The sequence below is a fragment of the Streptomyces atratus genome (genome assembly GCF_900119365.1).
In the GTDB taxonomy this organism is placed as follows: Bacteria; Actinomycetota; Actinomycetes; order Streptomycetales; family Streptomycetaceae; genus Streptomyces; species Streptomyces atratus_B.
The window spans coordinates 56,818-71,231 of the sequence record NZ_FPJO01000012.1 but is presented as its reverse complement, the minus strand read 5'-3'; the positions used below and the strand labels follow the sequence as shown (position 1 = coordinate 71,231).

At 69.6% G+C, this 14,414-nt stretch carries 15 protein-coding genes and 1 pseudogene; 7 read left to right on the top strand and 9 right to left on the bottom strand.

Features of this window, described 5'->3' with window-relative positions; translation table 11 throughout:
• Positions 1 to 73 precede the first annotated feature (73 nt).
• Complete coding sequence (locus tag BT364_RS21145; protein WP_072486784.1) at positions 74 to 349, bottom strand: hypothetical protein; 276 nt, start codon at positions 347 to 349, stop codon at positions 74 to 76.
• Positions 350 to 517: 168 nt separating this feature from the next.
• Between BT364_RS21145 and BT364_RS40245 the strand changes: the two are divergent.
• Both BT364_RS40245 and BT364_RS21135 read left to right on the top strand, forming a co-directional pair.
• Positions 518 to 643, top strand: a pseudogene (locus BT364_RS40245) (IS5/IS1182 family transposase); the annotation flags it as partial.
• 465 nt (positions 644 to 1,108) lie between these two features.
• On the top strand, positions 1,109 to 1,462 hold the full coding sequence (locus tag BT364_RS21135; protein ID WP_072486783.1) for a beta/gamma crystallin domain-containing protein: 354 nt from the start codon (positions 1,109 to 1,111) through the stop codon (positions 1,460 to 1,462).
• Between the two features lie 182 nt (positions 1,463 to 1,644).
• On the opposite strand, the gene trxA is transcribed toward BT364_RS21135, so the two are convergent.
• From trxA to BT364_RS21120, 3 genes are all read right to left on the bottom strand, one after another.
• On the bottom strand, positions 1,645 to 1,986 hold the full coding sequence (gene trxA, locus BT364_RS21130; protein ID WP_072486782.1) for a thioredoxin: 342 nt from the start codon (positions 1,984 to 1,986) through the stop codon (positions 1,645 to 1,647).
• Positions 1,987 to 1,989: 3 nt separating this feature from the next.
• Positions 1,990 to 2,394, bottom strand: a complete 405-nt coding sequence (locus BT364_RS21125) for a MerR family transcriptional regulator (RefSeq protein ID WP_072486781.1) — start codon at positions 2,392 to 2,394, stop codon at positions 1,990 to 1,992.
• A gap of 97 nt (positions 2,395 to 2,491) precedes the next feature.
• A complete protein-coding gene (locus BT364_RS21120; protein ID WP_072486780.1) occupies positions 2,492 to 3,850 on the bottom strand; it encodes a cation:dicarboxylate symporter family transporter in 1,359 nt (452 codons plus the stop codon).
• 171 nt (positions 3,851 to 4,021) lie between these two features.
• Between BT364_RS21120 and BT364_RS21115 the strand changes: the two genes are divergently transcribed.
• On the top strand, positions 4,022 to 5,713 hold the full coding sequence (locus tag BT364_RS21115; protein ID WP_072486779.1) for a sensor histidine kinase: 1,692 nt from the start codon (positions 4,022 to 4,024) through the stop codon (positions 5,711 to 5,713).
• Positions 5,710 to 6,384 carry a response regulator gene (locus tag BT364_RS21110; protein WP_072486778.1) on the top strand — a complete coding sequence of 225 codons (675 nt, stop codon included), beginning with the start codon at positions 5,710 to 5,712 and terminating at the stop codon, positions 6,382 to 6,384. Before BT364_RS21115 ends, BT364_RS21110 begins: the two co-directional genes overlap by 4 nt.
• 80 nt (positions 6,385 to 6,464) lie before the next feature.
• On the opposite strand, the gene BT364_RS21105 is transcribed toward BT364_RS21110, so the two are convergent.
• Positions 6,465 to 7,724 (bottom strand): vanadium-dependent haloperoxidase, encoded by a 1,260-nt coding sequence (locus tag BT364_RS21105; protein WP_256260109.1) that lies wholly within the window; start codon positions 7,722 to 7,724, stop codon positions 6,465 to 6,467.
• Between the two features lie 265 nt (positions 7,725 to 7,989).
• Positions 7,990 to 8,685 (bottom strand): hypothetical protein, encoded by a 696-nt coding sequence (locus BT364_RS21100; RefSeq protein ID WP_072486777.1) that lies wholly within the window; start codon positions 8,683 to 8,685, stop codon positions 7,990 to 7,992.
• 503 nt (positions 8,686 to 9,188) lie between these two features.
• Here BT364_RS21100 and BT364_RS21095 point away from each other — a divergent pair.
• Entirely contained in the window at positions 9,189 to 9,698 is a 510-nt protein-coding gene (locus tag BT364_RS21095) for a sigma-70 family RNA polymerase sigma factor (protein ID WP_218172448.1), read from the top strand.
• Positions 9,695 to 10,387 carry an anti-sigma factor family protein gene (locus tag BT364_RS21090; RefSeq protein WP_072486776.1) on the top strand — a complete coding sequence of 231 codons (693 nt, stop codon included), beginning with the start codon at positions 9,695 to 9,697 and terminating at the stop codon, positions 10,385 to 10,387. Before BT364_RS21095 ends, BT364_RS21090 begins: the two co-directional genes overlap by 4 nt.
• 123 nt (positions 10,388 to 10,510) lie before the next feature.
• Here BT364_RS21090 and BT364_RS21085 read toward each other — a convergent pair whose 3' ends face one another.
• From BT364_RS21085 to BT364_RS21075, 3 genes are all read right to left on the bottom strand, one after another.
• Positions 10,511 to 11,845 (bottom strand): Dyp-type peroxidase, encoded by a 1,335-nt coding sequence (locus tag BT364_RS21085; RefSeq protein ID WP_072486775.1) that lies wholly within the window; start codon positions 11,843 to 11,845, stop codon positions 10,511 to 10,513.
• Positions 11,846 to 11,865: 20 nt separating this feature from the next.
• Entirely contained in the window at positions 11,866 to 12,879 is a 1,014-nt protein-coding gene (locus tag BT364_RS21080; RefSeq protein ID WP_072486774.1) for a hypothetical protein, read from the bottom strand.
• A gap of 66 nt (positions 12,880 to 12,945) precedes the next feature.
• Positions 12,946 to 13,476: a hypothetical protein gene (locus BT364_RS21075; protein ID WP_072486773.1), complete on the bottom strand. Its 531-nt coding sequence runs from the start codon at positions 13,474 to 13,476 to the stop codon at positions 12,946 to 12,948.
• A 282-nt stretch (positions 13,477 to 13,758) separates the two neighbouring features.
• On the opposite strand from BT364_RS21075, the gene BT364_RS21070 reads away from it, so the two are divergent.
• The gene (locus tag BT364_RS21070; protein WP_072486868.1) at positions 13,759 to 14,397 is read left to right on the top strand and encodes a helix-turn-helix domain-containing protein; all 639 of its coding nucleotides are present in this window, start codon (positions 13,759 to 13,761) and stop codon (positions 14,395 to 14,397) included.
• Positions 14,398 to 14,414 lie beyond the last annotated feature (17 nt).

Genomic DNA, 14,414 nt, shown 5'->3' with positions numbered 1-14,414 from the left:
TCCGCTCCTTGGAGCGCTGTGCACGGCCCGGCGTCGACGCGGTTGCGAGGAAGCCGCCGGACGCCACAGCTGCTTACTGCGTGGTGGTTCCCGCACGCCGGTTGTTCTGGGCGCGTATATCCATCAGGGACACCGCGAGCGCAGCCAGGAGCAGCGGGAAGGCGACTGCGTTCGCGAACTGGGGGGTGTCGGCGGCCCGCAGCAGGCTGGCTGCGAGGGACAGCACGAGAAGGCCGAGAGGGAGGAACCTGCGCCACGTGGGCAGGTCGCTCATTTTCGCGACGTGCACCGAGCACCACAGGGTGACGCCCAGTATGGAGATTCCGATGATGGCGATGACAAACAGCATGAGGTGGTCTCCTGTGCCGGTCTGCGGGGGCGGCCGAGCCTTCGTCGGTCATTGAGCGTTTTCAGAGTGGCCACCGATGGGGTGACGGCGGCGAGGGCGCAACGCACGAGGCACCCGTGCCGTTGAGGGAGGTGTTCGAAGTCTCAACTCATCAGCGCAGGCGCCTCGTTGGTCTTCTGTCCTGCCGCACGCGACCTGCCTCATTCGCTGGTCGAGTGGGTCACCCTGCTCATCGTCACCCGCGAGGGTAACCGCCGCTGCAAGCTCCCGCCGCACCAACGCGCGCTCGTCGCTGCCGCACCTGCCGCAAGTCCGGGTCGGGCGCGGCCCCGACAGCCCCCGCCGACCCGACCGCCGAACGTGACATCCACGCGCTGGTCGGCAACCTGCGCGACCTGATGAGAGCCCCCTGACGGCCGCCACCGCCACCCACCCCCGGGACCGGACGACTGGCCGCCGGGCCTGAGCCCGGATCAATACCTGAGCACCACAATTTCGAAACGCCCCTGCGATGCAGTTGCCACCACGCGCGGGAATCGAACTAGAGGTTCGACGTATTAACTGTGTGATTCTTTACCCGAAATCGCAGGTTCATGGCCGCGTCGAGCCCCGGTGCATACGGTCAGGGATTCACGTTCAGGTGATTTCCCTTCGAGGCCCTCCTGGGTGGATGGATCGCTTCGTAAGATGCTTATTCAGCACCGATGCCCACGATGGCGAAGTGGGCTCTTGGTTCCACATTCGATTCAAGGGGAAAATATGATCTCAAGAACGAGGAACGTTGTGCGCACCATGGCTGCAGCGCTTGCCGCAGCCGCCGCGTTCACCCTGGCCGGGCCGGCCGGAACCGCTTCCGCCATCGATCACGTCACCTGTAACCCCGACGAGGATTTCTTGAAGATCTGGTCGCACGACGGCAGTGGGCGCGACAGCGTGGACTGCTATGCGAACCGCGGGAAAATCGACTTCGGCGGGTGGTGGGTCGACCAGATCTCCACGGGGAACAACGACGTGAAGTACTACGACGCCAATGGTGATGTAGTGAAAATCGCCCGGTGGTCGAATATTAAATATTCGAATGTGCCGAAGGTCGATGCCATCGAAATCCTGTAAGGATTTCTTCCAGGGACGTCTCGAAGTCCCGGTGAGCATATGAGTCCGCAGGCCGTAGCAGGGCATTGAGTCCGCGCCTGCCTGTTATGGACACAACGGGGCTCCGGTCGAACGGGGTGACCTTCCCAAGTCACCCTGAATCGCCGGAGCCCCTTCGTTCCGGTTCGGGCAGGCTCCCCGCCTCACACCGTCTCGAAAACGTCCTCCAGTTCCTGGAGCAGCCTGCGCTTGGGGCGGGCGCCGACCATGGACTTCACGGGCTCGCCGCCCCGGAAGACCATCAGGGTCGGCGCCGACAGCACCGCGTACCGGCTCGCGATGCCAGGGCTGGTGTCGATGTCCAGCTGGACGACCTCCATGCGCCCGGCCAGCTCGGCGGCGACGGCGCTGAGCACGGGGGCGAGCTGGCGGCACGGGCCGCACCAGTCGGCGGTGAACTCGACCAGCACGGGGAGGTCCGCCCCGAGCACCTCCGTGTCGAAGGTGGTGTCGGTGACCTCGGCCACGCCCTCTGCATGAATCATCTGTCATCCTCCCAGTTCACAACGTGGTTCCGGACCGCCGGGGAGCGTCGCCCCGGCCTCCAGCTCGGCCCTGGCGAGCTGGGCGCCCACCTCGGCGCGGACCGTCCGGAGCTGTTCGATGAGCGAGTCGAGCTCGCCGAGTTTGCGCCGGTAGACGGCGAGCGAGGCGGGGCAGGCGTCGCCGGCCGGGTGGCCGGCCCGCAGGCACTCGACGAACGGCCGGGTCTCCTCCAGCTCGAAGCCGAAGTCCTGCAGGGTCCGGATCTGCTGGACCAGCCGCAGATCGTCCTCGTCGTACGCGCGGTAGCCGTTGTCGGCCCGCCGCGCCGGCAGCAGCCCGCGTGACTCGTAGTACCGCAGGGTCCGCGTGGTCGTCCCGGCCCGTTCGGCCAGCTCCCCGATTCGCATGTCCTCGACGGTAGACCTTGACGCGGACGTCAAGGCAAGCACGAAGGGCCGTCGCGGGGTCTCCCGCGACGGCCCTTGGGATGGTGCTCCGTGGTGGCTACGCCTTCGCCATCGCGTGCTGCTCGTCGCCGTCGCGCTGCTCCGGGACGCCGTGCGCGTCGGCGTCCTGGTTGAGCATCTGCTCGTTCCACGGGAGCGCGCCGGAAAGGACCTTGTCCACCCGCTCCTTGTCGATCTCCTTGGTCCAGGTGCCGACCAGAACGGTGGCGACCGCGTTGCCCGCGAAGTTCGTCATGGCGCGGGCCTCGCTCATGAAGCGGTCGATGCCGACGATCAGTCCGACGCCGTCGACCAGTTCGGGGCGGTGCGACTGCAGGCCGCCCGCGAGGGTGGCGAGGCCCGCGCCGGTGACTCCGGCCGCACCCTTCGAGGCGACGATCATGAAGAGCAGGAGCGAGATCTGCTCACTCGCGCTCAGCGGGTCGCCCAACGCGTTGGCGATGAAGAGCGAGGACATGGTGAGGTAGATGGCGGTGCCGTCGAGGTTGAAGGAGTAGCCGGTCGGCACGGTGATGCCGACGACGGGCTTGCTGACCCCGAGGTGCTCCATCTTCGCGATGAGCCGCGGCAGGGCGGACTCGGAGGAGGAGGTGGAGAGGATCAGCAGGAACTCGCGGCCCAGGTACTTCAGCAGGGCGATCAGGTTGACCCCGGCGACCAGCCGCAGGATCGCGCCGAGCACCACGAAGACGAAGATCGCGCAGGTGAGGTAGAAGCCGATCATGATGATCGCGAGGGACTTCAGCGCGTCGACGCCGGTCTCGCCGACCACCGCCGCCATCGCGCCGAACGCGCCGACCGGGGCCGCCCACATGATCATGGCGAGGATCCGGAAGACGAGGCGCTGGATGTGGCCGATGCCGCGCAGCACCGGCTCGCCCGCCGAGCCCATGGCCTGCAGCGCGAAGCCCGCGAGCAGGGCGACGAGCAGGGTCTGGAGCACCTCGCCCTCGGTGAAGGCGGAGACGATCGTCGTCGGGATGATGCCGAGCAGGAAGTCGGTGGTGGACTCGCTCGCACCGGCCGCCTGCTTCTCGCCCGCGGCGCGTACGGCCTCGGTGAGGTGGAGGCCCTGGCCGGGCTCCAGGAGGTTGCCGACGAGCAGACCGATGGCCAGTGCGACGGTCGACATCACCAGGAAGTAGCCGAGGGCGAGGCCGCCGACCGCGCCGACCTTGGCGGCCTTGCGCACCGAGCCGACGCCCAGCACGATCGTGCAGAAGATGATGGGCGAGATCATCATCTTGATCAGGTTCACGAAGCCGGTGCCGATCGGCTTGAGCTCGACGGCGACGCCCGGGGCCGCGAAGCCCACGAGGATGCCGAGCCCCACCGCCGCGATCACGGCCAGATACAGATAATGCGTGCGGTCCCGCTTGGCGGCTGCCACTCCCACGGGGCTTCTCCTCGGTTCGTCCGGGTCGCTCCCCCGTCCCTGGGGTCGCAAGGGCTGTCCGGCGGATCGGTGCCGTCGGAAAAAACCCTTGGCGAATATCTCGCTCTCTGTGACGCCGGTCACCGTTGCGTGCATTTCGTTCATGCGTTTTCGGCCAGGCAGACTGTTGCCATGCGTCTCCCCCGTCCCCGTACCCGCCCGCGCAGCCTGGCCGGTCAGCTCTTCGCCATGCAGGTGGTGCTGGTGGCGGCCGTGGTGGCGGGGTGCGCGTTCTTCGCCTACGTCTCCGGCAGCGAGCAGGCGAAGGAGACCGCGGCCAAGCAGGTCAGGTCGGCCGCGCTGGCAATCGCCGAGTCGCCGTCGGTACGGGAGGCGATCCGCACCCCGGACCCGTCCGCCGTGCTGCAGCCGTACGCGGAGCAGGTCCGCAGGGACACCGGGATCGCCTTTGTCACGATCATGTCCCCGGACCGGGTCCGCTGGACGCACCCGGACACCGACCGGATCGGCGAGGAGTTCCTCGGACACACCGCGCGGGCGCTGCGCGGCGAGACGTTCACGGAGACGTACACCGGCACGCTCGGCCCCTCGATCCGGGTGGTCACCCCGATCCGGGACGGCGGCAGGATCACCGGTCTGGTCAGTGCGGGCATCACGGTCGAGCGGGTCTCCTCGCAGGTGCGGGCGCAGCTCGGGGCGCTGGGGCTCGCGGCGGGCGGGGCACTCGCGCTCGGCGGCATCGGCACGTACGTGATCAACGCCCGGCTGCGGCGGCACACGCACGGCATGAACGCCGCCGAGCTGAGCCGGATGCACGACTACCACCAGGCCACGCTGTACGCGGTGCGTGAAGGGCTGCTGATGCTCGACGGACAGCGGCGGATCGCCCTGATCAACGACGCGGGCCGGGAGCTGCTCGGTCTGGAGCCGGGCGCGGTCGGGCGCCGGGTCGCCGAGCTGGACCTGCCTGCGCCGCTGACCGGTGCGCTGCTCGCCTCCGAGGAGCGGGTCGACGAACTGCATCTGACGGCGGACCGGGTGATCGTGGTCAACACCCGTCCGGTGGTCGGCGGGGAGCAGCGCGGCACGGTCGTGACCCTGCGCGATCACACCGAACTCCAGGCTTTGTCCGGCGAGTTGGACTCCGAGCGGGGGTTCACCCAGGCCCTGCGCTCGCAGGCGCACGAGGCGGCGAACCGGCTGCACACCGTCGTCTCGCTGATCGAGCTGGGCCGGGCCGAGGAGGCGGTGGGCTTCGCCACCGCCGAGCTGGAGCTGGCCCAGGCGCTGACCGACCGGGTGGTGGGCGCGGTCGCCGAACCGGTGCTGGCCGCACTGCTGCTCGGCAAGGCGGCGCAGACGAACGAACGGGGGGTGGAGCTGGTGCTCGCGGACGACAGCCTGATCGACGACGGCGCACTGCCCGCGACGCTGCCGCAGCGGGATCTGGTGACGATCCTCGGCAATCTGATCGACAACGCGGTGGACGCGGCGTCGGAGGCGGTGACCGGTGTGCCGGGCCCCGGTTCCGTGCCCGCCCAGCGGAGCGCTGGGAGCGGCCGGGCCGCCCGCGCCCGGGTCACCGTCACCGCGCTCGCCGGGGAGGGCGAACTGCTGCTGCGGGTCGCCGACACGGGGGCCGGGATCGATCCGCGGGACGCCGCCGAAGTCTTCGAGCGCGGCTGGTCGACGCACGGCGCCGGCCGCGGGATCGGGCTGGCGCTCGTCCAGCAGGCGGTGCACCGCAATGGCGGGACGGTCACGCTGGACAGCGGCCCGGACGGCGGGGCGCGGTTCACGGTGCGGCTCCCGCTGACCGTCGCCGACCGGCCGGCACCCACCACGAAGGAGGCCACGGCATGATCCAGGTGCTGGTCGTCGAGGACGATCCCGTCGCCGCGGACGCCCATCGGCTGTACGTGGGCCGCGTCCCCGGGTTCACGGTGGCGGCCGTCGCGCATTCGCGTGCGGAGGCGGTACGGGCGCTGGACCGCACCCCGGTCGATCTGCTGCTCCTGGATCTGTACCTGCCCGACGGGCACGGCCTGCAACTGCTGCGTTCGCTGCGCGCGGCCGGACACTCGGCGGACGTCATCGCGGTGACGTCGGCGCGCGATCTGGCGGTGGTCCGGGAGGGGGTGTCGCTCGGTGTCGTCCAGTACGTGCTGAAGCCGTTCGCCTTCGCCACCCTGCGCGACCGGCTCGTACGCTACGCGGAGTTCCGCGCGGCGGCCGGTGAGGCGAGCGGCCAGGACGAGGTGGACCGGGCGCTCGGCGCACTGCGCGCACCGCAGCCGGCCCGGCTGCCGAAGGGACTGAGCGGCCCGACGCTGGAGGCCGTCACCCGCGCCCTGCGGGCCGCCCCGGACGGGGTGACGGCGGCGGCGGCCGGGGAGGAACTGGGCATCTCGCGGATCACCGCCCGCCGTTATCTGGAGCATCTGGTGGCGGTGGGGCGTGCGGTGCGCAGTCCGCAGTACGGCCAGATCGGGCGCCCGGAACTGCACTACCGGTGGGTGACCCACGGCGGCTGACGGACCGACGGCACCCGGGCCCGCGTCCTCGCCGGCCCGACGCGGACGCCGACGCGGGCGGCGGTGTTCGCCCGGCCGATTCAGTGCTCCTGGAACAGCGACCGGGCGTGGTTCAGGCCGTACCTGGCGACATCGGTACCCAGTCCGACCCCGGCCTCGTCCGCGAGTCGGGTGTGGATGCCCAGCCAGACCCGCGCGTCCACGTTCTCCAGCGTGAGCTGGTGCCATGCGGTGTAGGTGCGGACGACGCCCGGTGCGGTGCCGCTGGTCAGGGTGAACGGGGCCGTGCGCGGTCCTACGAGGGCGGTGAGAACCGTTTCCGCCGCGCCTGCGTAGGTGTTGTGGCCACTGGGGTAGTCCGGGTGCGCCGGGGTGGTGCGCAGTGGGGTCCATGACGGGTCGGCAGGGACCCCGCCGACGCCTGTTCGGATCGCGGTGACGGGGCGCCACAGCGGGTAGGTGTACTTGCTGTCGGAGGTGGCGATCTGGGTGTCCACCAGCGTGGCGTGGGTCAGAGCGACGAGTTCGGCCTGCTTGAGCGGCGGCCGGTGGGAGGTGGCGGCGAGCGCGACGCGAATCGGCTTGGTCCACAGGGCCGGCGAGGAGTCGAACCAGAAGTTGGCCGTGTCGGTCTGCCGCGCGGTGCGCACGGTGCTGTTCAGCTCGCCGAAGTCCCGGACCTCCTTCAGGTCGGTCTGGTACCGCTCGGACGTCGGAGCGGGAGGCGCGGGCAGTCGGAACTGGCCGGCACTTTTCAGCAGGAAGGGCCGGGCGAACCGGCTGCCGTTCTGGACGGCGGGGGCGAACGCGGGCGGGGTGGGCTGCCAGACGCCTGGCGCGGCCGGTGGCACGGTGAAGGGGGCGTTCACGGAGGCCGCGTCGAGGCCGTCCCCCTCGCGGTCGTGCAGGACCTCCAGCGCCTGGCGTTCGCCGGCTGCGGCGCCCAAGGTCTCGGCCGGTCCGTCGGGAGTCCGGTCCAGGGTCTGTTGCAGGGCGGCATCCAGCTCCGGGGCACGGGTGGGCACCAGCTCGACCAGGGCGCGGTGCACCGCGGCGGCCAGCGCCGCGTCCTGGTAGTCCCTACGGTCGACCCCGGCCGGCACATGCTGCAAGGCCCGCGCCGCCGCGATCCAGCTGATCGCCCAGGTACGGCTGTTGGTCACCGGAGGGAGTGATGAGCCGGCCGTCGCGATCGTGTCGGCCGTGGTGTCGTACCAGGCGAGCGCCACGGAGGTGCGGCCGTGCCCGGGCACAGGGGCGGCGACGCCCGGCGCCGCGCCGGAGGCGACCAGCAGTGCCGTGGAGGCCATCACGGCCACACGGGTCTTCGGAAAGTTCACGGGAGCAGCTCCTCATGGTGGGGTGGGGGCCGGATGTCGGCCCGTCCGTCCGGCAGTCATGCGCGACGGGACGTGGAGAATTGAGGCCTCGCACCGGCCTCAGCAGGTTCCCGGACGAAGCCGGGGGACCTTGGCCCGGGAACCTGCGGAGCACAGTGCCGTGCCGGACCGGACGCCCTGCCCTCAGGGACGCCGCCGCAGGCAGGAGCGGTCCCGGTAGCGGCATGGCGGGGTTCGGACGGAGAGCGGGCCGGCCGACAGGCTCTCAGGCGGGGTCGGCGTTGATGTGGAAGGGGACGGTGACGATGTTGGAGGCGACGCCCATCAGGTCCAGGTCCTTGGCGCCGATCTTCCCATCACCGTTGAGGTCCTTCACGACGCCGGGTGCGTCGTTGTAGATGCCGTCGTGGTTGAGGTCGTCGACGACGGCCACGGTCAGGGTGGTGTCGACGTTCTTCCCCACGATGGGGGCGCCGACGATCCAGGTGTCCCACAGTTCGGTCTTGTGCGGGGTGCGGTCGGTGACGCCGGAGAGGTTGAACAGGTTGGCCAGGTTGGTGCCGGGCCCGGAGAAGCCGGGGAGGTTGCTGTTGGTGGTGGAGTCCAGCACGACCAGTCCAGGGATCTTTTCGTCCTGGCCGGTGGAGAACGTGCCGGGGAAGGGCGCGATGTTGTTGTGCGCGGCCGGGCCGGTGAGCTGGAGCCCGTTGTAGCCGGTCTGGGCCAGGGTCTTGCCCCGGAAGGAGAGCTTCAGGTCCACGAACCAGCCCTTGCCCTCCACGCCCGCGTTGTCCCCGCTCCTGGGCGCGACGACCTTCACCTTGACCGGGTGCGCTGCGGCGGAGGCGGACGTGTCCAGGTTCGACGCGTTCGCGCTGGACAGCCCGAAGGCCGTGGCGCCCAGGCCGAGGATCACGGCCGCACTCGCGCCGAGGGCCCAGCCGAGCTTCTTCTTGCTCATGACTTGTTCTCCTGAGTGTTGGGAGGCTTGCGGCCATGTGTACGACCGCCTGCGGCACCCGGTTCAATCCGCAGGTCGAACCGCTCCGGGTTCCGTCAGGGCCGCGGGACGCAGGATGCCGTCCAGCGCGCCCGTGCCCGTGGTCTCGACGCCGGACCCGTGTCAGCACTCCCGTGCACACCCCTGCTACAAAGTGCGCCGACGGGCCTTCGCTCCGACGAATGGCGAGAACCTGAGTTCGTCCGCTGGCTGCGGGTGAACCCGAACCCCCAGCTCGTCGTACACGTAGCCGCAAGGGCACACGATCAGTGCCTCAGAACACAAGAAGCCGCATGTCGCAGCCGTCCTCGAAGACGGCGCAGCCGGTGCGGCCATGCATGGAAATGAGTCGGATGGATCGGATCTGGTTCCGCGCCTCCCCGGGGCGCGGACTGTCCACCGCCTGCGGTTCGGGTCCGGCGACGCTCCAAGCGGCCCCAGCCTGCGAGATGAGGACATCGAGCGTGACGCCGGACGAGCAGTTGATGACTGCGTTGTACACCGAGCACCACGATGTGCTGCTCTCCTTCGTGCGCAGGTACGTGCGCAGTCCTGAGCAGGCGGAGGACGTCGTGCAGGAGACGCTGCTGCGGGCGTGGCGCAGCATCGACAAGATCGAGCCACGCCACGTCACCATCCGCTCCTATCTCTTCACGATCGCCCGCAACGTGCTCACCGACGGCTGGCGCGCTGAGCAGCGGCGTCCGGAACCGCTCTACGACGACGAGGCACTCGCGGCTGTACCTTCTGCCGATGATGTGGAAGCGGCGCTGGAGGGGCACGTGATCTCCGCAGCGTTGGAACGCTTGTCCAGCGAGCATCGTGATGTGATCCAGGCGCTGTACTTCGAGGGGCTGACCGTCGCCGAGTCCGCGTCACGGCTCACGATCCCGGAGGGAACGGTCAAGTCCCGCGCCTACTACGCCGTACGCAACCTGCGCGCAGCCTTTGAAGAAATGGGAGTTCTGCGGTGAGCACCGACCACGATGACGTGCGCATGCTGATCGGCGCATATGTGCTGGGCGGCCTCAGCGAGACCGACCGCCACGCCCTGGAGTGTCACCTGCCCACGTGCCAGGACTGCCGTGACGAGCTCGCGCGCTCGGCCCCGCTGGCGGGACTGCTCCGCCGTGCCCCGGGTATGTCCGCGCCCCGTCCCCGGGCCGCGGGCGAGGCCGGCACCGATGCGGCGCCGCCGGTTTCGCCGGCCGGGCTCGGCCGCCTGCTGGAGCAGGTCCGCGCCGCCGATGTCGCACGCAGGCGCCGGGCTCGTCGGCAGTGGCTGGCAGTGGCTGCGGCCCTGATCGTGGTTGCCGGGCTCGGACTGGGGTCGATGCTGCCGTTCCGGCACTCGACCGGCCCGGCCACGGCCTTCACCTCCGCCGCCGGGTACTCCGTGTCCGGCCGTGCCACGCTCACGGCCAAGCCCTGGGGCACCGCGGTGAGCGTCACCCTGGCCGACCTGCCCGCAGGAGCACCAGGACCCTTCATCCTCCAGGTCTCCTCGGTGGACGGCCGCAAGGAGCAGGCGGCCACCTGGGCGATCACTCCCAATGGCAGCGCCGCCGTGACGGGGGCGAGTGCCCTGCGCCTTCCCGACATCCGGTCCATCTCCGTGATGGACCGCGCGGGACGTCTGGTCGCCACGACCCGACCACTCTGACCTGCCTCGACCACCGTCCCGCGCGCCCGGGTGGCGTTGCTCGGGAAGGTCTTCCATGAGATATGTCCCCTCGGGCTGCCGAACGCCTCGGCGTGCCAGTGCCACGGCGCGCGTGACCGCCTGTCAGTCCTGGAGATCACCGAGCCACCGCAAGGCGTTCAGACCCGGCAGGAAGCAGTACTCGCCACCGCGGGTGACGACGAACCGCGGCAGTGGGGACAGGCGTCGTCGCAGCGGCCGCCGGGGAACGGTGAAGCCGGTGACGCCGTCGTGGGATCCGGTGACGGGATCCCTGGCGCTGCCCCCGCCGAAGAAGACGCCGTCGTTCATCCACTCGGACTGAACAAATTCGAACTGCCGCCCTGGGTGGGCTCCGATGAACGCGAACATCAGACCGCGGTCGGCCCCGTCGTCCTCAAGGGCTCCTTCGGGCAGCGGCGGACCGTAGACGGCACCGCGTCTGATCATGCGGTGCAGCCGCACTTCACCCGCCACCGCCGCGTCGCGGGGATTGGCCCGCCGGATGTGGCAGCCGCTGGGCGTGGTGAATCCCGCCGGGTCGTCCCGCCCGTACAGGAAGGTGTTGCGGCGGTGCGGGTCGGCGCCCAGTTCGGGGTCGTCGTGCTCCGGGCTGAGTGCCAGCGGTGCCCCGCTGCGCCAACGTCCCATGATCTTGGCTGCGAGCAGTTCCTCGTCCTCGGGGCTGGTGGCGTTGTCCCGCAGGTAGCGCCGGAACTCGGCGACCCGCTGGTGGAGTTTGCGGAAGACCGCGTAGCTGCCGTTACGTCCCAGCACCTCCGGCCGCGGGGTCTGGATGCCCCCGATCTCGTCCTGGTGGCCGAGCACGAACTCGCCCGCCTTCAACGGCACCTCCAGCTGGTTCGACCCGGCGATACCGCTGCCCTCCACGGCCGGATGGCTGACGCCGTCGCGGTAGCCGAAATGCTCGGTCCCGGTGGGCAGCGCGTAGCAGTCCTGCCGCCAGATCGCGGTCACCCCGGGAAGCCGGTCGTAAGCGGGGCGGGCTCTGTCGACGGCCGCCTTCAACCGCGTGGCATCAGGGGCGAGCGCCACGAACACCACATGGACATCCGACGTGCCCAATGGCGCTTCCCAGTGCTCGGGGCCGCTTGCGCCGACATCCCCCAGCGCCTCGGCACGGGCGGCCATCCCCTGCCGGAACTCCCAGGCGAACGTGTCCAGCGATGCCCGTGGCACACCCAGAGCCGCCAGCCCGTGAAAGGTGACCGCGACACTCACCCACGTCTCCTGCCGGGCGCCGACCGAGTCGGAGGCAGGAGTCACCACCGCGCTCGCGCGCCGCATCAGTTCCCGCCCATGCGCCCGGTCATCGACACGGAACACCAGGTAGGTCGCCGTGTAGGGGGTCGGGCGAGGACTGAGAACCCCGCTCTGAATGTCGTCGAGCTCCAACGCGGCCGACGCGTGCACGCTCACGGCCTCGCCTCCTTGCGTCACTACTTCGTGACGAGGTTCCGCCAGAAATTCCGCAGGCTCTCGTCGCCGCCGAACAACGTACTGAAAATCGTGGAGTCCGCCAGCAACACATCGCCGGCCCGCTCACCGCTCGGGGGCATCCACAGGAACATGTTGAACTCGGTGTTGCCGGCCTCGATGAACGGATGCGGCCTGGAGGTGTCGACCGGCTGCCGGGCCAGCACACGTATGGCATCCGGCTCGTCGCTCGTCACGGCGTAATGCGGAAGATGCTGGTGGAAGTTGAAGTTCGTCACCCCGTCCAGCCACCCTTTCGTATCCGCATCCCTGCTCGCGGAGAACGGGGCGATCCGGTTCGGCGCTTGTACGGCGGGGCGCAGACCGTAGCGGTTCTCGACAGGTACCCCGAGGCCCTGCATCAGGCCCCGGACATAGCCGGCGAACCGCTGCTGGCGGGGAACCAGGGGATCGCCGTGATGGCGGTACTCCACCTCCCGCACCGACAGATCGTCCGATGCCCCGACGTCGTGGTGAGGCCCCAGGACCAGGCGGGCGTCCTCCCGCGTGAGGAAGGCCCGCAGTGCCTCGACCTCCCCGGGCCCGGCCTCCTGTCCTGTGACCATGTGATCCAGCCCGAACACGAGCAAGGTGTCGGTGTCAGCCAGTACCCGCTCGTCGAGTGAGGTACGGAAACCGGCCTGGTCGACGCGCTGGTACACGGGGACAGCGTGTCCGCAGACCTCCTCGACGAACTGCTGGAACGGCACCCAGGCCCGGAAGAACAACTCCAGTGAGCCGGCGATGCCCTGCTGAAACCGCAACGGGTCGGACCACTTCGGGTCCTCGTAGGCGGGCCAGGCCACCCGGCGCACCTCGGTCATGGTGGAGAACCGGTTGTCCAGCTCGGCCGGGTTCCTGCCTGCCTCCGCCGGATAGCTCCACGCGACGTAGATGCTCACCCTTCGCCGGCCAGGCGTGTATTCGCGCGGGGCGTGGTTCTGGTTGTAGGTGCGTGCGGTCTGGATCTCGCTCATCTCGTCTCCGATCCACAACAGCCCGAAGCGGGCCGGACAGTGGGACGAGCCTGCGGCAGCCGGTTCTCATTGCAGCTGATCGAGCATCTCCGACAGGGCGCTCTTGATCCGCAGTGCCTTCTTGATCTCGTCAGCCGTGACGAACGGATACTCTCCGTACTCGATGAAGCTCGGACAGTGGTGTTCGCGCACGAACCTGCCGAACGCCTCGGGGTTGGTCTTCCAGTCCTCGGGAAACCCTTCAAGGTTCTCGAAAGCCGTGCTCACCCGCGCCTTGCCGAAAAGGGCAATGGCGTCCTCGGTGTACTTGTCGAAATCGGTGTCGAAGATCCCCTGATACATGAAACGGGTGTCGTCGTCGAAGAGCACCCAGCGCAGGTAGTGCAACTTCAGCGGCGCCAGAAGGTACGGATCCTCCTCCAGTGCCGCGGCCAGCGTGTTGCCGTACTCGCGCATCGCCTCGGCCCGGCCCGGTTTGACCTTCGCGACGATGGTGAACCCGTAGCACGCCGGTGTCTTCGGGAAAACAGGGCCGTACTTGCCCTGTTCGAGGTCTGCTTCCTTGGGGAGGACGGCCGCCTGCGGCTTGAGCTCCATCTCTGCTCCTCCCGCCACCTACTGGTCGGGAACTATCCCTCCCATCGTCCCACCCAGCCACTCGATCCGCCTCGTGAGCAGCGCCGTTGTCGTGATCCCGAGCCCCGGGTGCGGGCAGCGCCGCCGGCAGCGTCCAGCATTCCTCTAGGACGTTCCTACGAGTTGTGGATATCGGTGGAACACACCGTAGTCATTCCATGCCTTGACTCCTACGGTGGGGCCGTGCATACGCCCCCGCCGTTCAACGCCCCCGCCGCGCGCCGACTGCGCGAGGCCCTGGGGATGCTTCCCGGCCATGTCGCCTACGGGCTCGGGGCCCAGTACGGACTCCGGATCAGCACCGAGACGGTGGTCGCCTGGGAGCGCGGGCTCGCCTGCCCGAGCGAGTACGAACTCACGGCGCTGGCCGGGGTGTTGTGGTGCTCGCCGGGCGAACTGCTCACCGCCGCACGCACCCTGAGGGAACACCGGGTGGCCAGGGAGCTGGCCGTGGAGGAGCTGGCGAGGCTGCTGGGGCTGAGCACCTCCGCGTATCTGCGGATGGAGGAGTCGGGGCGCTGGCGCGGCAATGAGCGCCAGTCCGCGGCGCTCGCCGAGGTGCTGGGGCTGACGCCCGCCGGGTTCGTGACGGTCTCCGGCCGGGACGAGGAGCTGGCGGAGCTGCTGCGCGGCGCGGTGACGACGCGCTGGCAGGCCCAGCTGCGGGCGGTGGCGAAGCTGGTGCCGCTGGAACGCGGCTTCCTCCAGGACGTACTGGAACAGCTGCACGCCGACTACCAGTCGCTGATGGTGTCGACGCTCGGCTGGAGCAGCACGGGTACGGAGCGGGCCGGGTCGACGGGCGATGCGGGGCGGGTGTTCCTGGCGGAGGTCCTGGAACGGTTCTGGCGGGCGGCGGGGGTGCCCGGGCCGGACGGCTGAGCCGCCCGGCCCGCCCC